Annotated in this window: 17 protein-coding genes and 1 pseudogene; 10 read left to right on the forward strand and 8 right to left on the reverse strand. The window is 39.4% G+C overall.

All coding sequences use genetic code 11. The features are described 5' to 3' along the window. Positions 1–454: 454 nt before the first annotated feature. Positions 455–1,537, reverse strand: a complete 1,083-nt coding sequence (gene psbA, locus L6494_RS23280) for a photosystem II q(b) protein (protein ID WP_237990103.1) — start codon at positions 1,535–1,537, stop codon at positions 455–457. 200 nt (positions 1,538–1,737) lie between these two features. Further along, positions 1,738–1,872 (reverse strand): hypothetical protein, encoded by a 135-nt coding sequence (locus L6494_RS30900; RefSeq protein ID WP_269139272.1) that lies wholly within the window; start codon positions 1,870–1,872, stop codon positions 1,738–1,740. 232 nt (positions 1,873–2,104) lie between these two features. On the opposite strand from L6494_RS30900, the gene L6494_RS23285 reads away from it, so the two are divergent. The 3 genes from L6494_RS23285 to L6494_RS23295 all read left to right on the forward strand — a co-directional run bounded on the left by L6494_RS23285 (position 2,105) and on the right by L6494_RS23295 (position 5,062). Next, complete coding sequence (locus tag L6494_RS23285; protein ID WP_237990104.1) at positions 2,105–3,349, forward strand: glycosyltransferase; 1,245 nt, start codon at positions 2,105–2,107, stop codon at positions 3,347–3,349. Positions 3,350–3,637: 288 nt separating this feature from the next. Continuing rightward, positions 3,638–4,720, forward strand: coding sequence for an ArnT family glycosyltransferase (locus tag L6494_RS23290; RefSeq protein WP_237990105.1), 1,083 nt, complete (start codon positions 3,638–3,640; stop codon positions 4,718–4,720). Positions 4,721–4,789: 69 nt separating this feature from the next. After that, positions 4,790–5,062 carry a hypothetical protein gene (locus L6494_RS23295; protein ID WP_237990106.1) on the forward strand — a complete coding sequence of 91 codons (273 nt, stop codon included), beginning with the start codon at positions 4,790–4,792 and terminating at the stop codon, positions 5,060–5,062. Between the two features lie 106 nt (positions 5,063–5,168). Here L6494_RS23295 and cofH read toward each other — a convergent pair whose 3' ends face one another. Beyond that, positions 5,169–6,332: a 7,8-didemethyl-8-hydroxy-5-deazariboflavin synthase subunit CofH gene (gene cofH / locus L6494_RS23300; RefSeq protein ID WP_237990107.1), complete on the reverse strand. Its 1,164-nt coding sequence runs from the start codon at positions 6,330–6,332 to the stop codon at positions 5,169–5,171. Positions 6,333–6,788: 456 nt separating this feature from the next. Between cofH and L6494_RS23305 the strand changes: the two genes are divergently transcribed. Both L6494_RS23305 and L6494_RS23310 read left to right on the forward strand, forming a co-directional pair. Continuing rightward, positions 6,789–8,387, forward strand: a complete 1,599-nt coding sequence (locus L6494_RS23305) for an LA_3751/LA_3752 family putative glycosyltransferase (protein ID WP_237990108.1) — start codon at positions 6,789–6,791, stop codon at positions 8,385–8,387. Between the two features lie 250 nt (positions 8,388–8,637). Next, a complete protein-coding gene (locus L6494_RS23310; RefSeq protein ID WP_237990109.1) occupies positions 8,638–9,699 on the forward strand; it encodes a glycosyltransferase in 1,062 nt (353 codons plus the stop codon). A 107-nt stretch (positions 9,700–9,806) separates the two neighbouring features. Here the strand turns inward: L6494_RS23310 and L6494_RS23315 are convergent, their stop codons facing one another. After that, positions 9,807–10,730, reverse strand: coding sequence for a transposase (locus L6494_RS23315; RefSeq protein ID WP_237988802.1), 924 nt, complete (start codon positions 10,728–10,730; stop codon positions 9,807–9,809). A 67-nt stretch (positions 10,731–10,797) separates the two neighbouring features. Here L6494_RS23315 and L6494_RS23320 point away from each other — a divergent pair. Together L6494_RS23320 and L6494_RS23325 are read left to right on the forward strand one after the other, a co-directional pair. Next, positions 10,798–11,031, forward strand: a pseudogene (locus L6494_RS23320) (GtrA family protein); the annotation flags it as partial. Between the two features lie 72 nt (positions 11,032–11,103). Further along, positions 11,104–12,810 (forward strand): glycosyltransferase family 39 protein, encoded by a 1,707-nt coding sequence (locus tag L6494_RS23325; protein ID WP_237990110.1) that lies wholly within the window; start codon positions 11,104–11,106, stop codon positions 12,808–12,810. Here the strand turns inward: L6494_RS23325 and L6494_RS23330 are convergent. The 4 genes from L6494_RS23330 to L6494_RS23340 form a co-directional block, all read right to left on the reverse strand. Beyond that, positions 12,787–13,557 carry a pentapeptide repeat-containing protein gene (locus L6494_RS23330; protein WP_237990111.1) on the reverse strand — a complete coding sequence of 257 codons (771 nt, stop codon included), beginning with the start codon at positions 13,555–13,557 and terminating at the stop codon, positions 12,787–12,789. The two genes, L6494_RS23325 and L6494_RS23330, sit on opposite strands and share 24 nt — an antisense overlap. 102 nt (positions 13,558–13,659) lie before the next feature. Then, positions 13,660–13,785, reverse strand: coding sequence for a hypothetical protein (locus tag L6494_RS30905; RefSeq protein WP_269139273.1), 126 nt, complete (start codon positions 13,783–13,785; stop codon positions 13,660–13,662). Between the two features lie 71 nt (positions 13,786–13,856). After that, on the reverse strand, positions 13,857–14,081 hold the full coding sequence (locus L6494_RS23335) for a hypothetical protein (RefSeq protein WP_237990112.1): 225 nt from the start codon (positions 14,079–14,081) through the stop codon (positions 13,857–13,859). Positions 14,082–14,328: 247 nt separating this feature from the next. Next, positions 14,329–17,457: an MFS transporter gene (locus tag L6494_RS23340; protein WP_237990113.1), complete on the reverse strand. Its 3,129-nt coding sequence runs from the start codon at positions 17,455–17,457 to the stop codon at positions 14,329–14,331. Positions 17,458–17,931: 474 nt separating this feature from the next. Between L6494_RS23340 and L6494_RS23345 the strand changes: the two genes are divergently transcribed. The 3 genes from L6494_RS23345 (at position 17,932) to L6494_RS23355 (ending at position 20,672) form a co-directional block, all read left to right on the forward strand. Further along, positions 17,932–19,206: a general stress protein gene (locus tag L6494_RS23345; RefSeq protein WP_237990114.1), complete on the forward strand. Its 1,275-nt coding sequence runs from the start codon at positions 17,932–17,934 to the stop codon at positions 19,204–19,206. 180 nt (positions 19,207–19,386) lie between these two features. Then, positions 19,387–19,845 (forward strand): BON domain-containing protein, encoded by a 459-nt coding sequence (locus L6494_RS23350; RefSeq protein WP_237990115.1) that lies wholly within the window; start codon positions 19,387–19,389, stop codon positions 19,843–19,845. Positions 19,846–20,237: 392 nt separating this feature from the next. Further along, complete coding sequence (locus tag L6494_RS23355) at positions 20,238–20,672, forward strand: CAAD domain-containing protein (protein WP_237990116.1); 435 nt, start codon at positions 20,238–20,240, stop codon at positions 20,670–20,672. The last annotated feature ends 375 nt before the right edge of the window (positions 20,673–21,047 follow it).

The following is a 21,047-nucleotide window of genomic DNA, read 5'->3' on the forward strand; positions in this document are numbered from 1 at the left end:
CGTCAAAATTAATTTTTATATTTGTATTTTCTTCTGCAATAAAGTTTCATGACTATCGTACTTATGCTGAGAACCTCCGGCTTCTAGCCGGGGGATGAAAGCTAATTGTCTAATAAATTAGACAACATGATAAAATCAAATAGCGTGAATATAGGATGAAAAACTCCGTAACAAAAACGTATTCACGCATTTCACCTAACATTCAAGTAGCCATACAACTAGATTTAATCTAGTCGAGGTGGGTAGGGCATTTTGACAGTGCCAAAGCTAATTGAGTTATTTAACAATCAATTAGTAAACGTTGCGGAGAGGGTCTTTCAGACCCCGTAGCAACATCAGTTTAGAATCCTCCTGACTTCCAGTCGGAGGAGATGTCAAGCGTAATTTTAATCCAAACTAAAAAAGCGTCTCTCCTTAGTGGAGAGACGCTTTTTATTTAGCTAAGGCTTAAAGATTAACCGTTGATAGCAGGTGCGCTGATAGCAACAGGAGCAACTTCACCAGCAGCCAAATCTAAGGGGAAGTTGTGAGCGTTACGCTCGTGCATTACTTCCATACCCAGGTTAGCGCGGTTGATTACGTCAGCCCAAGTAGCGATGACGCGACCTTGAGAATCGATGATGGATTGGTTAAAGTTGAAACCGTTCAAGTTGAACGCCATTGTGCTGACACCCAAAGCGGTGAACCAGATACCGATGACAGGCCAAGCAGCGAGGAAGAAGTGCAAGGAACGGCTGTTGTTGAAGGAAGCGTATTGGAAGATTAAGCGACCGAAGTAACCGTGTGCTGCAACAATGTTGTAGGTTTCTTCTTCTTGACCGAATTTGTAACCGTAGTTTTGTGATTCGTTTTCGGTTGTCTCACGAACTAAGGAGGAAGTTACTAGAGAACCGTGCATGGCGGAGAACAATGAACCACCGAAGACACCCGCTACACCTAACATATGGAAGGGGTGCATCAGGATGTTATGTTCTGCTTGAAACACAATCATGAAGTTGAATGTGCCGGAGATACCTAAAGGCATACCATCAGAGAATGAACCTTGTCCGATGGGGTATACCAAGAAGACTGCGGTTGCTGCTGCTACTGGTGCAGAGAATGCTAGGCAAATCCAAGGACGCATTCCTAAGCGGTAGGACAATTCCCATTCCCGACCTAAGTAACAGAATACGCCGGTCAAGAAGTGGAAGATTACCAATTGGTAAGGACCACCGTTGTATAACCACTCATCTAAGGAAGCTGCTTCCCAAATGGGGTAGAAGTGTAAGCCAATGGCGTTAGAGGAAGGAACAACTGCACCGGAGATGATGTTGTTTCCATAGAGTAATGAACCTGCTACTGGTTCGCGGATACCATCGATGTCTACTGGTGGTGCGGCGATGAAGGCGATGATAAAGCAGGTGGTTGCTGCTAGCAGGGTGGGGATCATGAGGACTCCGAACCAACCGATGTATAGACGGTTATTGGTGCTGGTAATCCACTCGCAGAAGCGATCCCATACGTTCGCGCTTTGACGCTGTTGTAAGGTTGCGGTCATGTTTTTATGATTGCGTTTGTTTATGTATGTTGTAGGCTTTTCCACCTCTTGTTACATATCTTAACTAAGATGTTGAGATTTGTAAAGAATTTTGAGAAACAATTTTTTACATTACCCTGTAGAAAGCTCGGATACTGAGTTTCTGTAAAGGTTTCAGCCTACAGAGATGAAAGAGAAAGCCTAAAAAGTGATTTTTAGAATCACCGCGCTTTTAGGGCAGTGAGAACGTCAATTCTTTCTATCTTTTGATAGAGAGTCTCTCTTTGTTGGTAAGGTCTACCCAGGGAAGCGATCGCAATTTTTCTAAATGCTAAATCTTTGCAGAATATACACATAAAAATTATACAAATTTCATACTATGTGTTTATAATTAAGCCTCTTTTCTGGTATTATCACTTAAGTATAATACTTATTGATACAGTAATTTTACAGTCAAGTATAACCAACATAAAATAGATTTTCAATTAAAAACTAACTAAAAAATTGTCAATATTTCAGGAGGAGTGGTGTATTGACAACTGCGTCACCAATTTTGCCCCACCAATTTCACAAGGCGTAATTGACTTTATGAGCATCAAAACATCCAACTCACTGTTAACAGTTCCAACGGGTACATTACAGATTAGTGAACTACCGCGTGCTGATGTCGATACCACTCATAGTAATGTCTATTTGTCTTTGGTAATTCCAACATATAAAGAGCGAGACAATATCCAAAATGTTGTCAGGATATTAAGTCAGACCTTAGATGAGTTTATCCCAGGAGACTATGAGTTAATAGTTGTAGATGATGATAGTCCCGACTTGACTTGGGAAGTAGCACAATCGCTGACTGAGGAATATCCACAGTTACGGGTGATGCGACGACAAAAAGAACGGGGACTATCGTCAGCAGTGATTCGTGGCTGGCAAGTTGCCAGAGGAAGTGTCTTAGGGGTAATTGATGGAGATTTACAACATCCACCAGAAGTATTAATCCAATTACTCACTAAAATTGCAGAGGGAAAGGATTTAGCATTAGCCAGTCGTCACGTAGATGGAGGTGGTGTTAGTAGTTGGAGTGTGGTGAGACGTTTCTTATCTCGTGGCGCACAGACGTTAGGGTTAATTATCTTACCGGGAGTTTTGGGAAGAGTTTCAGACCCCATGAGTGGTTATTTTATGGTGCAACGTAGTAGTATCGTAGGTGCAACACTCAATCCAGTAGGTTACAAAATCCTGCTAGAAGTAATTGGACGGGGTAATGTCCAAAATATTGGCGAAGTAGGTTACGTATTTTGTGAACGCCAAGAAGGAGAGAGTAAAGTTACCTGGAAGCAATATATAGAATACATTCACCATTTAATCCGGTTGCGCCTGTCTACAGGTAAATTGGCACGATTGCGTCAGCGTTCGAGTTTTCCCGTAGGTAAATTTATCCGCTTTGGCTTAGTGGGATTGAGTGGAGTATTTGTAGATATGGCGATGCTGTATTTACTCAGCGATCCTTCTACCTTGGCTTTGCCTTTAACCAGGAGTAAAATTATTGCTGGAGAAATTGCCATTTTAAATAACTTCTTGTGGAATGACGCTTGGACATTTGCAGATGTCTCCATGAGACAACAGGAATGGCATCAACGCCTGAAGCGATTTGTAAAATTTAACATTATTTGCTTGGCTGGCTTAGTATTAAATGTGCTGGTGTTGAATGTGGTATTTAACTTCGTGATTCCTAACCGTTATATCGCCAACCTCATAGCTATCGCCGTGGCGACAATTTGGAACTTTTGGGTGAACTTAAAACTCAGCTGGCGAGTTACAGACGTGCAATAGTAATTGTTGTAATTAAGTTCATAGTAAATTTCAAGAAACACATTTTATAAACCTTCTTGGGTTTATTTATTGCGGGGGTGTAATCGCGCCCCTTGGTGGCTCACATATTGCACCAGTAGTGAGCCTACAAACTTGCAATTAGCAAGATAACACTTCAATTATGCAACACTAAGGTAAATCTAAGACTTTTAAGACATTCTATAATAGCTGTTAGCCTTTATGAACTACCCACACGAGTCTAAATCGAGAATTTTAATTATTATTGTTATCTTTAGCCTATTATTTCGGTTGCCATTTTTCTTTCGCGCCACATTTGATTGGGATGAAAGTACATTTATTCTAGTTGGGCAATCTATTTTAGATGGTAATCTACCTTATGTAGAACTATGGGATCTCAAGCCACCACTGACATTCTTTAGCTTTGCTTTTGCTATTTTAGCTTTTGGTAAATCTATTATATCTATTCGCCTCTTTGGAACTCTATGCGTCATCGTTGCGGCAACCCTTACCTACTATATTTGTCGCGCTCTATGGAGTTCAAAAGTTAGTTTATTGGCTGCAATACTTTTTATAGTGCTAACTGGCCCTCGGATGGGCGGAGAATCTGTGATGACTGAGCATCTAGCGATTGTACCTTTACTTGGGGCTTTAGCCTTACTTGTGAGAAGTAATCAGGCGGCTAATATTAAATTTTTCCTGGTGGGGTGTCTGATGTCATCTGCCTGTATGATTCGCCTGAATTTAGCCTATGTAGCATTGATTTTAGGTATATACATTGTAGTAGACAGTATTATATGTTCAGATCAAAACAAATATTGGTCAATTATTGCTTATATTATTGGGTTTTCAGTTCCAGTGATTTCCTTGTATTTGCCATATCTAATAACCAACAATAGTGAAATATTTAAATTGTCTGTTCTTGATGCATCATTATCATATTCTCATTCTCAACAACCCGCATGGAAACTTTTTTTAAGACAATTTCGTAACAGTAATTTATGGGGGATGATATTTGTTATAGGCTGCTTACAAATAAGTAGGCTAATTAAGCAAGAAAAACTTTTCTCCTTAAAACAAAAGCAATTAATATATTGCTTTATTTTTTTTATTAGTACCGAATTGTCAATTTTAAAGATTGGTGCTGATTATGATCATTACCTGATTCAAATTGCTCCTTTTTTCGCAGTTATATTATCATCTTGGTTTATTGGTATTTTAAATTTAAATCTCAAAGCAGGTTATTTTATCCTGATATTGTGTTTGACTCTATGGTCAACCCCAACATTCAATGAATACATAGTAATTGGCAATCTTTGGGTTTCGCAAAAATCACTATCCTATGGAAAAGAATTTGAGTTAGCCCAATACTGATCTGAAGAAAGGGATGACAATACTACGATATATATGATGGAAAATCATCTTGTTTATTGGCTGCTTGATATGAAACCACTAACCAAGATAGTGACACATCCATCTAATATCAGCAAAGAATATTTATTGCGTACTGTGATCAGTAAAACTACTAATACTAAAGAAGAACTACTAAAAATTCTGAACCAAAAACCCGAATTTATTGTTAAGGGTGAGATATTTTATTTACAGAGTAATCCAGATGCTATGGCTTTATTGATGAAGACTTTACAAACACAGTACGTACTGGTGAAGAATATTCAGGAAACGCAGATTTACCGTAGAATAGATCCAAAAAACTAAAGCTTATAGACTAGGTTTTCATAAGGTTCTTTTACTGTTGGCTCTTTCTGCTGACGTGATTGCGATCACAATATTACTAGTTACAGCAATATCATGACGACCAAAATCATTTTTTACTAGGGATTTTGTTGTGAACTTCTATCGTTTGATAGAGAGTCTCTCTTTGTTGGTAAGGTCTACCGAGGGAAGCGATCGCTGTTTGTAAAGTTTCCACATCCATACAAGTACCACCCACAGCACCGGCCATAGTTGTAATATGCTCTTCCATTAATGTGCCGCCGATATCGTTGCAACCCCAATCTAAAGCTTCTGTTGCGCCAGCTAGTCCTAGTTTCACCCAACTCTGTTGATGGTTAGGAATCCAATTACCTAAGTAAATCCGTGCTACAGCACCTAATAGTAAAGCATCTGCTAATACTGGTTGGTCACGTCCGACACGACGACGTAAGGATTTGGGTGCTTCTTGTCCAACAAAAGGTAACAAAATAAACTCAGTAATTCGAGCGGGATATCCCTGTTGAACAGCCGTTTGTTGGAGCGATCGCAATTTTTCTAAATGCCCAATTTGTTGTGCTGGGGTTTCAATATGCCCTGACAGCATGGTGCTGGTGGTATGCACGCCTAGCTGATGCGCCGTGCTGACAATTTCTAGCCAAGTAGCTGTGTCAATTTTTTCTGGGCACAGGATACGCCGCACTTCATCATCTAAAACTTCAGCTGCTGTTCCTGGCATTGAAGCAACACCAGCATCCCGCAAAGCTTTAATGACATCAGCATATGTTAAGCCATCAATTCGGGCAATAAATTCTACTTCTTGCGGAGAAAAGGCGTGGAGATGAATCTGGGGAAACTCTTGCTTAATAGTTTCTACTAACTTGAGGTAGTAAGACAAAGATTTACCATCAATTTGTGCCTGCGGGTTTAATCCTCCCTGCATACATATTTCTGTTGCACCACGCTGCACAGCATCTTGAGATTTTTCCAGAATTTGCTGCCAATCTAACCAGTAAGCACCAGCGTCTCCATCATCTCGACGGAAAGCACAAAAGCTACAGTGTTGCTCACAAATATTAGTAAAGTTAATATTGCGGTTAATTACGTAAGTAACTGTATCCCCGGCTTGCTGCTGGCGGAGTTTGTCAGATGTGGTTCGGATAGCTGCGATCGCTTCAGGGTTAGTTTGTGTTAACAATACTACCCCCTCATCCGTAGATAAATCGTACCCTAAAAGGGCGCGATTGATAATAGCATCAATAGAATTTTGTTTCACAGTAAATTAATACAAATAATCATTGTAATCTAAGTCATAGACTGGAAGCCCAGTGTCTTCAGACCTGGGTCGTTGACCAAGAATTTATATTAAGTAGGTGGGTTGAATTAAACCTAAGATGAGTTAACGTACCATAACCCATGCAATTAAAAGGTTTTAGGCTTTGTGAAGAGGCTACCACATCTTACAAATAATTGTGTCTCCCTACTTATCAACCTTATAAATATCATTTTTTATTTGACAATACTAGAAAATTATACAATTTTTACATTTGTGTGCAAAAAATCCTAGCCTTTTGATTAATATCAGGAATTACTAGTTATGAGAATCACAAATCTGATAAAATACCTACGTAAATCGACATTCAAAATTGAAATAAAACTATAATTTGTTAATTGATCAAGTAGTGTCATAAATTTTTTCTCAGATCAAAAATCCATAATTTTACTACATTTTATGCAATTACCACGCATTAACCTACCATTGTTAGTTATTTTATTAGGAGTATGTTTTTCTTTGTATTTACTGTCGCTAGTCAGTGATGAAGTTTACTTTAGTGGAGATGGTGGACTAAAAGCATTGCTAGCGAAACAATTCAGTTCTGGAAATTTACGTTTTGATTTAGATTTGCAAGTGCCGTCTTGGATACATAGTCTTTGGGATAATGGATTATATCCTTTTGAACCACCATTTAGCTATAAAATAGATAATCGTTACTACATAACTTTTCCATTCACTTTTCCTTTATTAACAGCACCTTTTTATCGTGTTTTAGGATTTAAAGGTTTTTACGTAGTTCCTTTGGTATCTACATGGATAATTTGGTTGATTTTTTATCGCCTATGCCAATTTTTTAAGCTTGGCATATTTATGACATCTCTTGCTCTTGCTACTCTGATATTTTCCTCTCCATTGACTATGTACAGTGCAATGTATTGGGAGCATACACTTGCAGTTTGTCTGGCATTTAGTGGATTAGCAATTATATTCAGCAAAGGAGAACATAAATTTTCTCGTCAAGATGCAGTATTTAGCGGTATCTTAATTGGTTTATCAGTTTGGTTTAGACCAGAATTTTTAGCTTTAGCTGTAATTTTATTTGTCTTTGTAGTGATTTCATATAAAATTAACTTGGGTGAGTTAAGTCTTATTAAAAACAACAGGATAATATTTATTTTAGCTATTAGTATTACTATACTATGCTTTTTTCTGACAAATAAAGTTATTTATAATCATCATTTAGGCATTCATGCTTTACAAGTTGTAGAAGAGTTTTCTCCAAGAACAAGATTAGCAAAATCTGAAAATATTTTTAGTAGTATGTGGGGTAAATTCTTTTATTGCTTTCCTTTAGGATACTTTGTTTTTGTATTTATTGGCTTTTCAGTGTTTAGCGATAGCATAAAATTGACAGCGACGATGCGAAAGCTTTTGCTAATCTCAAGTTTATTTATTTGTCTAGCACCTTTACTTCTACCAAGTGACGGTGGTAAGCAATGGGGTGCGAGATTTTTATTAATTCTAATTCCATTACTTACATTATTAACAGTATTAGCTTTTCAAGCTACATTAAATATTAAAAAATTAGGCTTTAAATATATTAGTAGTACAATATTTGTGGCATTATTTGTGATTGGGTTTCATATCAATACATATCTAGGTACAAACTATTCCTATACTGGTAACAACACGGAAACTATTAAGATACTTAATTTTTTACAAAAAGACAGCAATAGAATGATAGCGGTAGCCCATCAATATGTCAGCCAAACTTTTGAATCTACTTTCAATGAAAAATCATTCTTTCTGACAAAGACAACAAATGATATTAGGAAATTAAGTCTGGCTCTAGATGAACAGGGGTATCAAAAATTTATTTATATCTGTCCTGCTTATGATTCTTGCTTTTCCTCCCCAAAAATACCTGATGTATTAGAAGTTTCTACTAATCAATCACCATTGCGTATTCAGTTTGCGGAAATTAAGAAATATCAAAAGTATATTGTTAGAGAAGCTACAATTATTAAACAGAGAAATCGAACAATAACCAAGTAAATAGGCGCAAATGAAACATCTACTTGGGTAAAATTACTATGATACTTTATAAATTCAAAGTAAATACTTAACGTAATCATCATAGTGGAATGTGGCTATTACTGGTATTATCAGTATAATCAAGCGCAAGCAAATATATTGATGAATCCAAGGTTGCCAGTTACAGACTGGAAGAAACTGGTTTATGTGGAAAAACTAGCTCTAGTGGCGATCGCGATCGCTATAGTGCTTTACCTCGACCGAAAACACTATGAATGTCAACTCATCCAGTGCATTATTAGCAGCTCCAAATGGCCCGTTGCAGATTCCTGATTTACCGTTTGCTAGTGTGGGAACAATTGACCACGATATTTACTTGTCTTTGGTGATTCCCACTTACAAAGAACGGGACAATATTCAGAATGTTGTCAAAATTTTGACTCAGACATTGGATGAGTATATTCCAGGGGACTATGAATTAATAGTTGTGGATGATGATAGCCCTGATTTGACTTGGGAGGTAGCCCAATCCTTAGCTAGTGATTACCAACAGTTGCGGGTGATGAGGCGGCAAGGGGAGCGGGGACTATCTTCGGCAGTAATTCGCGGGTGGCAAGTCGCTAGAGGTAGAGTTTTAGGAGTAATTGATGGAGATTTGCAGCATCCACCGGAAATTTTAACACAATTGCTCTCTCAAATTGCCCAGGGAGCAGATATGGCAGTAGCCAGCCGTCATGTAGATGGCGGTGGTGTTAGTAGTTGGAGTGCGATCAGGCGTTTCTTATCTCGTGGCGCACAATTGTTAGGGTTGATTTTGCTACCAGGAGTGTTGGGAAGAGTTTCTGACCCCATGAGTGGCTATTTTATGGTGCAACGTAGCAGTATTGTAGGGGCTACACTCAATCCCGTCGGTTACAAAATTCTCCTAGAGGTGATTGGTAGGGGTAATATCCAAAATATTGCCGAAGTAGGTTATGTATTCTGCGAGCGAAAAGAGGGTGAAAGTAAAGTTACGTGGAAGCAATATGTCGAATACATTCACCACTTAATTCGGTTGCGGTTGTCTACAGGTGGCTGGAAACGCTTGAGTCAGAGTGTAGAAAGCTTTCCGATGGGTCGATTTTTGCGGTTTGGCTTGGTGGGGCTGAGTGGGGTATTTGTCGATATGGGAATACTCTATTTACTCAGTGATCCGTCTACCTTGGCTTTACCTTTGACGCGCAGTAAAATTATTGCTGGGGAAATTGCAATTTTCAATAACTTCTTGTGGAATGATGCTTGGACATTAGACATCTCCGAAAACAGTCAAAGCCTTTGTTTGGCTAGGCTGTAGCCACTAAATGCAATCATCTTAAATTAGCTATTCTGTACGATGAAATAAGACTTTGAGATATTTGCTGTTGATAATTAGGCAAAAATATCTAGTTATATGCGATAATTTTAACCTGATGATATAGCTGATATTTCTAATGGTAATATTAGCCCTCGAATCCGTAACCTTACTAGCCCACAAATCGTCAAAATTACTTGCTTATATTTGCGGGTATTTAACCTAAATCTCTCTTGGACAACTCGAAAGATTTTGACTGACCGTATTCGATGTTCAACAAAGATTCGTTTAGATGAAAATATTTTGTTCTGTTCTTTCTGTTCAGTTGTTAGTTCTTGATTTCTTGGTTTCTTAATTGGAGTTGTAATTAAATCTTCTCCAAGATATGCCTTATCTCCTTTAAATCTTTGTTTGGCATCAAACTCTGAACGATATTCTCGGAACAAAGTTATATCGCTTTTTGGACCAGGTTCACCTGCCACAACATCAACGATATCACTAGCATCAGGTAAGATAATCATTTGAGTTTTAAATGTATGATTACTCTTCTTACCTGAAAAATATTTCTTTTGTTCATCATTGTCTCTAGGTCTTTCTCTGACTTGTTCATAGCTATCTACTATTAATTCATATTCTGTGAGCATTTCTTTTACTACTTCATAGTCAGAAGCGTTTTTTTTTACTTGTTCAAGCAAACTTGATGGCAGTAATTCTCGCAAGTTAGGCAACCAATAGTTAAACGTATCGTTGGCTGTAGACTCACTTACTTCAAACTGAATACCTAGAAGTTGAAAGGTTGTCAGATGTCGGAGATACACTAAAGTTAAAATGATTTGTTCAGAAATAGATAATTTTGGTTTCCGACCTCCTCCACCAGCAATAATTCTCACTTTCTTAGATTCCAGTAAAGCTTTTTTTTCATGATATAATCTTTCCCCATTTATGATTAATTGTTGTAACTGTTCATATTCCAGACCTATTAACCTTTGGGTTTGTTTAGGATTCTCTTCAATGTAATTCAGTATATTGCTCATGCTTCTGTGTCAAAATAACGCTTTAATGTTCTTTTATCACAGAATAATACTATTTTGGAGATGTCTATTTGCCGATGTCTCTATGAGACAGCAAGAATGGCATCAACGGCTGAAGCGATTTTTGAAGTTCAACGTGATTTGTTTGGCTGGGTTAGTTTTGAATGTCTTTGTGTTGAATTTGGTATTTAATTTCTTGATTCCTAACCGCTATATTGCTAACCTGGTTGCGATCGCAGTTGCTACAGTCTGGAATTTCTGGGTGAACTTAAAACTTAGCTGGCGCGTGACAGACGTGAAATAGTCCGCGAACTTAAGTCATCCATGTAAGTCTAATATATACAAATCGTCTTGTTCTGGCTCTAGTAAAGAATAGATGCGTTTGTATAACTGGCACTCTACCATCTCATCTCGTTGGCTTCATCCTTTACTGTTGCTGATCTGGTTAATAATTGGACTCAGCTTGCGTTTAACCAACTTGACAGCCAAGCCTCCTTGGACTGATGAATTTTCTACATTGGTTTTTAGCTTAGGAAATAGTTTTTTAGGAGTACCTTTAGATCAAGCGATCGCACCTGATATATTGTTGCAACCACTGCAACCACAACCAGCTGCGAATCTTCATGATGTCTGGACAAACCTGACTCATGAAACCAATCATCCCCCCATCTACTTCGCTTTAGCCCACTTGTGGATGCAGTTCTTTCCCACACAACAGGGTTTAGTTTCTTTGTGGGGAGCGCGATCGCTAGCGGCGATTTTGGGTGCTGTATCTATCCCGGTAATTTATGTCTTTAGCTGGATTTCCTTTCGTTCCCGCGTAGTAGCTCATTTAGCGGCGGTGATGATGGCTGTGTCACCATACGCCATCTTTTTGGCACAAGAAGCCCGTCACTATACTTTGGCGATTTTGTGGGTGATTGCTTCCCTCACCTGCTTTGTGATAGCCACTCGCCACATTCAAACCCAGACACAACTACCCATCACTATCGCACTGGGTTGGCTTATAAGTAATGCCTTGGGGATTGCTACGCATTATTTTTTTGTTCTGACTTTGTGTACAGAAGGCCTAGTATTCATAGTTTTGGCTGGAAGGCAAATCCCAAATAACGCCAAAGTTTTTTTATCTCCCCCTTGGCGACGGATTTATGGTGTTGTACTGGGTACTTTCGTCGCTGGTATAGTTTGGCTACCTGTCTTTTTGCAGAATAGCTACGGTGAGCAACTGACAAACTGGATACAGCAGCCCCGTCAAGGATTTGCTTGGTTAAGTCCATTTTTTCAGGCTTTTGCAGCTTGGGTAACGATGCTTTACTTGTTACCAGTGGAAGCCCCACAGTTGTGGATTGTGATTGCTTCTGGCTTGGTAATGCTGATATTTCTCATTTGGGCAGCACCAATTTTAGTCAGGGGGTTGAAAGCAAACTTACAGCAACCAGACACTCGGTTTGTAACGCAGGTATTAATGGGAATTGTTGTAGGTGCGATCGCTTTATTTTTTGTGTTTACCTATTTTTTAGGTATAGACTTAACCAGGGGTGCGCGTTATAACTTCGTTTACTTTCCGGCTGTCATCACTTTACTGGGAGCTAGTCTAGCTGTAACTTGGCGTAGTCCCCAGGGAAAAAAAGCCGTCATCATTATTTGGCTCATGGGATTTGTGAGCGCGGTTACAGTCATCTGCAATCTTGGCTATCAGAAATATTATCGCCCTGACCTATTTGTAAAATTAGTTCACCAAACATCCCAAGTTCCGATTCTCATTGCTACTACACAGGTAACTCATGTGCAGATTGGTGAAATGATGGGCATAGCGAGAGAGTTCAGAGTCAGAAATATTAACTCTCCCTCTCCCTTATTTCTTCTAGCTCATCAAGACATAGATCCTAATATTTCCACTAGTACCTTAGAAAAAACTTTAAACACATTGCCACGTCCCTTTGATTTATGGCTGGTAAATTTTCATGCTCCTCTAGGCAAAGTAATCAAAGAATGTGCATCTGATACTCAAGCTTTGTCAGGGGTAAATGGTTATGAGTACAAAATTTATCACTGTGCTTCAAAATGGGAGAAATTGCAGTAATACTGAGCCAAGACTGCCTATAAAGTCAAAGAAACTGGGTTTACCTGCGCTAATTTTTTCTGTGTAAGGGTTTTGCAGTTCTTTGAGAAAAGCTTGGCTTGTTTGCATTCCTGTGGCGTTTTGCTCAGATGTAAACAGTTTTTCTGCTGTTTGGGCATCTTGAAATGCACCGGCTCTATCAAATATTTGGTAGCGGGCAATACCACGTGCTAAATATGCACCGGCGTATTCTGGTTTAATGGCGATCGCTTGATTAAAATAATTAATAGCTTGCTTTTGATTACCCTTTTGTGCTTCTGCTACACCCCAAGCATAAAATTCATCTGCTGTAGCAATTTGTAATGGTATACCTACCGCACCTTGAAAGTTTGCACCAGTTACGTAAGCACCAGTAAATTCTGTGTTGGCTAGATAGGTATTTCTCAAGTCAGCACTAGCGAGGTTTGCGCCACCCAGTTTAGCTGCACTCAAATTCACGCCAAATAAACCCGCACCACTCAAGTTAGCACCTCGCAAATCTGCACCACTCAAGTTAGCACGGCTAAGATTAGCACCGGCGAGATTAGCACCGCTTAAATTAGCACTTGACAAATCAGCCATGACTAAGCCTGCATTAGTTAAGTCGCAGTTTTGACATTGTTTTGTTGCTAATAACTGTCTTAAATGTTCGGGGTTTACGGCTTGGGCAGTATTTGTCAGACTAATGGTAGTCAAAAATACGGATGTGGCTAAAATTAGATTTTTCATAATCAGTTAGCAATTTTTTTGCTCAATACTCAATAAGCTAAGACAAATTTATACTTGAGCTTATGATAGGAGTAACCTCAGCAGTTTGCCCTCCGTAAAGACCTACTGTATTTGAGTGCTGAGTGCTGAGTAATGAGTAATGAGTAATGAGTGCTGAGTGCTGAGTAATGAGTAATGAGTGCTGTTAGCGGTAGCGCGGCGTTTAGCCGGTTGAGTTAGCGGTAGCACGGCGTTTAGTCGTTGCTGAGTTGTTTTGAATTTTGAATTTTGTTAGCGCAGCGTTAGCGAGTCCGCGAGCGTCATTTTGAATTTTGAATTGGAGCAAAGCGACTTGACCCTTCTTTTCTTTTGAGGGCAATATTTTGAGATTTTAATTCTCTAGAAGGGTAGTCGCTAAGATTTAAAGCCACTTTGTAGTATGAGTTTATTTGCTGAGTCATTCCAATGGAGGTTGACCGATGGACTTGTGCAAATAAACTTAAAGTAAATGTCAAGATGCCAGCTAAAAATAGTTTTTCTAGCATAATTTCCACTCCCCACAACTAAAAAATAGTTTAAACTTATGTAATACTGAAGCGTGATTTATCTTTATGTAAAATATGGGATCGCTGACTTAGTATCAGGATATCCATACTTCAATAATATTTGTTATATATATCGATAGTGAAGGCAGAAATTACGCAAAAATATTTTTCTTTAAATACATTGCAAAAGAACCTCAGTTTCTTGAATAAACTGGGGTTCTACGTTTTTTCAAGTAGACATAATATATTAGCCAGGTAAAGATAACCCTGTGACGGCTATTACACCAGCAATTACACTGGCTACGAGAGAAGATAATGCTGTACCAAATAGCCACCAAGCGGCACTAGCAACAGTTTTTCTAGTTTCTTCGGCTTGCTTTTTAGCTTGTTCTTGGACAGCTTTAATGCGTTTTTGGGTTTCTTGTTGGATGCGTTCGGCGCGTTGCAGTACACTATCCCGCGCTGCTTCTATTTGGTTGATGATGCGGTTAGCGTCTTCTTGGGAGATATCCTCACGGGAACTCAAGATGGCTACTAGGGTATCACGGTCAAACTGACTCAGGCGATCGCGCAAAGCTGCAAATCCCACTTGCGGATCATCAAAGACTTTGGCAAAGTCTTGTCTAATACCTTCATAGCTGAGTTCTGGACGTTCTAGGGAATCAAGATAGTTACGAATCTTGCCAAAAATTTGGTCAATGGCTGACTGGAATTTTTGCTGGATTTGCTGGAATTGCTGGACAATCGAGTTACGTGTTGATTCGATTTGCTCAACAATCCGGTTAGCTTCCTCTTCTGAGATATCTTCCCGTTCAGATAATAACGCCACCATTGTTGAACGGTCAAATTTAGAAACGCGATCGCCTAAATTTTCTACTCCCAAGCGGGGGTCTTGCAAGAGTAATCTTAAATCCCGTTTGATTCCTTCGGGGTTGAGTTCTTCTTTATTGGTGTGACGCAGATAGTTTTCCAGGCTGGCTGTAAAATCCCCGACCCTTTGAGTAGTGCGGTTTAGCAAGCGACGTGGTGTTTTGATTATATTCCCAATCGCCTCTTGTACTTGGTCAATTGTCTGATTCACTTGCTCTTCGCTCAAGTTTCCCTGTTGGGTGAGGAGTTTAACTAGGGTTTCGCGGTCAACTTGTGCTAGTCTGTCGCGTAATGCTTCCGCACCCTCTTTTGGCTGAGTAAGTAAGGTTTCTAAATCGCGTCTAATCCCTTCGGGGTTGAGTTCTTCTAGTTTGGTATTGCGGAGATAGTCACCAATAGCTGTGATGGTGCGATCGTATTGTTCTCGTACTGCTTGCGGTGCTTGTAATACGTTATCTCTGACAGATTCTAATTGGTGAATAATTTGATTGATTTGCTCTTCATTCAAATCTTGACGCTGACTGAGCAGTTTCACAAATGTATCACGGTCAAACTGCGATAAACGCGATCGCAGTAGTTGAATTCCTACTTCGGGATCTGTCAACAACGCTCTAAAATCGCGTCTAATACCTTCAGGGTTTAACTCATCTTTTTTGGTATGGCGCAGATAATCTTCGACCCTTTGCCATACTTGGTTAACTCTAGCTGTAGCTTGTTCTTGTTTTTCTCTAGCTTGGTTGGAAAAATCGTTGCAGATACCTTCGAGTTGACTAACAATATTATTAGCTTCCTCTGCATTAAAATCTTGCCGTTGCAAGAGTAGCTGTACAAAAGCTTCCCGGTCAAATCCTTGTAAAAGAGTGCTGAAATCGGTGAATTCACCATTTAATTCTGCTAATAAATTGGCAAAATCTTGCTGAATCGCCTCTGGGTTCAGTTGTTCTTTATCAGTTGCACGCAGATAATTTTCAATATGCAGACGGATTTTGTGACCTTTTTCGACTCTTTCAGATTGGCGCACAGTTTCTAAAACTTCATGGCGGATGCTATCCATCTGTTGAGAGATTTCTGTCACCCTTGCTTCACTAATATCACCTCGTCTTGTCAGCCAGTTGCTAAAGTCATCCGGCTGGAGTTGTTCTAGTTGCTGACGTACATTTGTCGGATCTGCTTGGGGGTCGTAGATAACTTCTGGGAATTCATCTCTAATAGTGATGCGATTGAAATGCCAAGGAAAAGAATTCAAGATATACTCTTTGATATCTGATTTGATGGTGTTATCACTAGGCGCGGGGAATCTCTCAGTTATTTGCTCAGTGGTTTTATCTCTGAGTTGTTGTATTTCGTGGGTGATTTTATCAACATCGATATCTTGAACTTTGTCTTTTAACTTTTGTAGTTGATTGGTGATTTTATCTACATCAATATCAGCAATATCAACTCGATCTAAAACTGCTGGTATAGCAGCACTTACGCCATACTGCACAGCTTGCTTGATTACACCATTTCTGCTATTACCATTTTTTCTACCTGCGGTAACTAACTGTTGTAGTCGTTCACCTAAATCTGCCGATTTTAATTCTTCGGGAGTAGCAGATTGCAACAAGTTAATTACTTGTTCTGTAGGATTGCGGCGAGTAAAAGTTTGTTCCCAAGCTGAGTTTAATTGGTCAGCAATTTGGTTGATATTTTCTTTAGATAAGTTAGTGCGACTGCTAACTAAATCTACAAAGGTCTGACGGTTAATATTTTTGAGTAAATCACCATCACCAATTGTTCCCCAATCGATATCACTCAATATTTTATCAAATTGACTGCGAACTTCTCCTAAATCTAATTTTGGCAGTGGTAGAGATGATAAGGAATTTTGCAGCGTATTGGTAATACTTTCAACATCCAACCCAGCCGTTAATTCTCTCCTGACTGCGGCTGTAATTTCTTCCGCCGTGGAAACCGCTTGTTTTTGTGCAGCACCAGCACCAATGGCTGTGGTTGCTGTTCCCATCAGTGACTGCAAACCAGAATTAACAGTGTTGATGATAGAACCAAGTAAAGAACCTACTGCGGAAGAACCCAACCACGCTACCAATAAGAAATAGGTAGACCAAATTACAACGCCAATAATAGCTCCTAGCAGCGCACTGTCAATTAAGCTGAGTTTAACTGCTAAAAAACAAGCCGCAAATAAAGCAATACTGGCGGTGATAATTCCCCAAGCACCAACTTTAGCTTCAACCTTGCGAATCTTCCGACCAAAACTTTCTGATTCCCCATCATCTACATCATTTCCTAAAGTTGATATCCCGGCAGCTACAGAAAAGTTGGTTAACAATAATTGAAAGGCGATCGCCATTAAAGTACCAGCTAACAAAGCTACTAGAAACTGAGAACCAGAAAATACAAAAGATGGTTCTACTGGAATTATTACATCTGGCAATCTTGTTGTAGGTGCTACACTAAAGGATAGCCAAGGCTGCATCAAAATACTTTCCGAGATTTGCAACATAGTATTTTTTCTCTTACGCTCAATAGATTAAATATCCACTTCCGAGAGAATGGCTTATTTATTAGTCTATTTATTGTGTGTAATTGAACAACACCTTCTTAAGTAAGAATTTTAATTATCAAAGGTTATATATATTTTTTGTAGCCGAATATATACATAAAAATCATCTTTTAATTAATATGAAAGCTCACATAAAGAATACGCGTTGATAACCATTTATATTTATAGAAATAGATATTTTGTGCTTATAGTTTAATCAATGAGGCGTGTTTTTTTTATTTATTTTGTAAATTTTATGCTTTCAGTAAAATTATCTATCTCTCTTGGTAGAACAGGAAATTATGCCAACAGATTGATGAAAAAGAATATGAAAAAGTGTTCATTAGAAGTAGTGGCAATCGAAACTTTTCTTTATTTGTGAAAGCAAATTTTTTAATCAGTAATTATTGTGTTGATTATCGGGAGCAATAAGACATGGTTGTAGGTATACATAGACGCTCTGTAGGTGTGTTCTCTAATCGTCGGGATGCTGAACAGGCACTACATGAATTGAAGCACTCCGGCTTTCCTATGGATAGAGTCTCGGTGATCGCACAAAATGGAGACAGGGATGATGATCTGGCTGGGACTCCAGTACAGGAGAAAGTAGGCAATAAAGCTGATGAAGGTGCAACAACTGGAGCTATTTCAGGTGGGGTTTTAGGTGGTTTAGGTGGCTTGTTAGTGGGTCTGGGGACTCTAGCAATTCCTGGTATTGGCCCCATTATGCTGGCGGGAGCAACTGCAACGGCTCTAGCCACTACCCTAGCGGGTGCTGGTATTGGTGCTGTTGCTGGGGGTTTATTAGGTGCATTGATTGGTTTGGGTATTCCCGAAGAACGAGCTAAAGTCTACGAAGAGCGTGTGCGGCGAGGACACTATTTAGTGATCATCGATGGTACAGATGCAGAAATTGCTCAGGCAGAGGCAATTTTACATCGGCGCGGTATTGAAGAGTACGGCGTTTATAACTCTCCTAATGGGCAAAGACCCACTACAAATGTCGCTCATGTTGAGCCAACCAGTGCTGCTACTACACCCGTACAAAGAACTAGACGGGCAATAGGGGTATTTCCTCATCGTCGAGATGCAGAAATAGCATTAGCAGAATTGCGAAATGCCAGTTTCCCGATGAATCAAGTTTCGCTGATTGCTAAAGATAGCAAGGGTCACAACGCACCAGGCGTAGATAGAGGTATAGGCAATAAAGCAGACGAAGGAGCGAAAGCTGGAGCTGCTACAGGGGGAGTTTTAGGCGGTTTGGGTGGTTTATTAGTGGGTCTGGGTGCGTTAGCAATTCCGGGAATTGGCCCAGTAATTGCCGGTGGTGCAGCCGCAACTGCTTTAGCGACAACTGTAGCAGGTGGTGCTGTAGGTGCAGCCGCCGGGGGTATCGTTGGCGGACTGGTTGGTTTAGGGATTCCTGAAGACCGCGCACGAGTTTATAGCGATCGCTTCCAAAGAGGTGATTACTTGGTAATTGTCGATGGTACAGAAGCTCAAATCCACCAAGCGGAAACAATACTCAAAAACCGAGGAATTGAAGAATTCGCTGTCTTTAATGCCACTGATTTAGATACAGAAAACCAGCACCGCCAAGGTTTAGAACGATCTAGACATGAAGATATTGTTCGGACTGAAAAACCAGTGACAGGCGATCGGCATGACCCTGCGGTAGTCATTGTTGACAATCGGGAAGAGCGAATTTAACAGTAGACCTCTTGCATAAATACTGAAGCTGTCATGTTGAGCAAAGCGAAACATCTCATTCAGAATGACACATATCATTTTTGGACTTTTGCAAGAGGTCTAATTTTGAATTTATATGCCCAATGCTCAATTACGAATTACGAATTTTCCTTTTGATATTTACATCCAGACATTAAAGCCATGAACAAGCTAACTCCTTTTTTCATTAGTTGCGTTTTAGTTATTGGTGCGGCGGCTTGTCAAGATACAGCCAAAACAACTGTGACTGCACCAGCACCAGACGAAGCACCACAAGCTCCAACTACGCAAGTAACACAAGAAGCGCAAGAAGATGCTCAAAGTGAAACTCGCAGAAGACAACTAAATGCAGACATTCGCGCCCGTGAACAGCGAAATAATGTCACAGGTGGAGATGCACAGAGAGCCGAAGGTGATTTAGCCAGTGAAGTGCGATCGAAATTAGAGGCTAACATCCCCAATGGCCAATTAACAGTTAATGCCCAAGAAGATGGCATTGTGACTGTTGCAGGTACTGTCAACAATCAAGAACAGTTATCTAAGATTGAACCTTTGGCAAAAGAAATAAAAGGTGTCACACAGGTAATTGTCAATGCCACCGTTGCACCACCAAACAGCTAGTACAGCACGGCGGAAGTCAAAAGTCTTTCTTCTAATGATTGACAATTGACAACGCGCATGATTATGTTTATTTAGCGAAAAACTGGGTTTAAAGCTAAGGTGTTGACTTGGGTAGTTTTTAGCCATAGTGGAGACCGATAAAAAAACTGCATGAATCACACCCAAAAAAGCCACAGAGTCAACAGCCTAGTTTAAAGCACCGTCCTTTTAGGACGGCTTTTTATGATAAATTTAAATTGTCTCAGGTAGAATATCCGCCGATACAGGACGACTCAAATGAGTGAAACACGACGGTTCGGGAAATTTTTAGAATCACCGCCCTAAAACTGCGGTGAGAACGTCAAATCTGAGTCATGTAGAAAAATTGTTTTGATTACCAAAATAGAAAAACTATGGAAACCGAACAAAAGCAACCGGAATCCTTAAATGCCACTTTACCACAAGGCGCAATAGCACTACCAGAGGCACACTATGGTAACTTACCTAAGCTACCACCAGCAACTGACAACAATGCCCAATGGCAACGAACTGCACAACAAGTAGCAGATTTTTTTGAAAAACTACCTCAATATTTAGGAAGTTTTTATCAAAAATATAAGCAGCCTCTTATCACTGTTTTGTTAATTTTATCGCTTTTAGTGACAGTAAAGGTGTTATTGGCTTTACTAGATGCCATCAATGATATCCCTCTATTGTCACCACTCTTTGAAGTGATTGGAATTGGTTACGCAACCTGGTTTATTTTTCGTTATCTTATTAAGTCTTCAAATCGTCAAGAACTAGTATCTGAGATTGAGTCCTGGAAACATCAATTTTTTGGGGGATAGAGTCCCTCCTCTTAAGTTGTTCCTGTGCGCTGTAGCACTCATATTTAATTTTTGAGTATTGCCTCAATTAAGAATCTCGGTTTCTCAAAAAACCGAGATTCTTATTTTTTAGCGATTATTTAGGTTTTAAATTCAGGACTTACGCAAGTGTCACAATCGATTCTTGGTGCGTGACGCTATAAGTATCATGACTACGTTTAAATACTTTCGCCGCGTCACACACCCTACATAAAAAATATGCCGATTGCGTAAGTCCTAAAATTCTTACTTATGCTGATTGGAATATATCTTAAGACATAAATAAATACATAAGGTTAACTTTTTATCACTACTAAAGATAGTAGATTTATAGTTATCAAAAGTCTAATATTGTTA

Origin of the sequence: Nostoc sp. UHCC 0870, from assembly GCF_022063185.1 — a bacterium.
Classification (GTDB): Bacteria; Cyanobacteriota; Cyanobacteriia; order Cyanobacteriales; family Nostocaceae; genus Trichormus.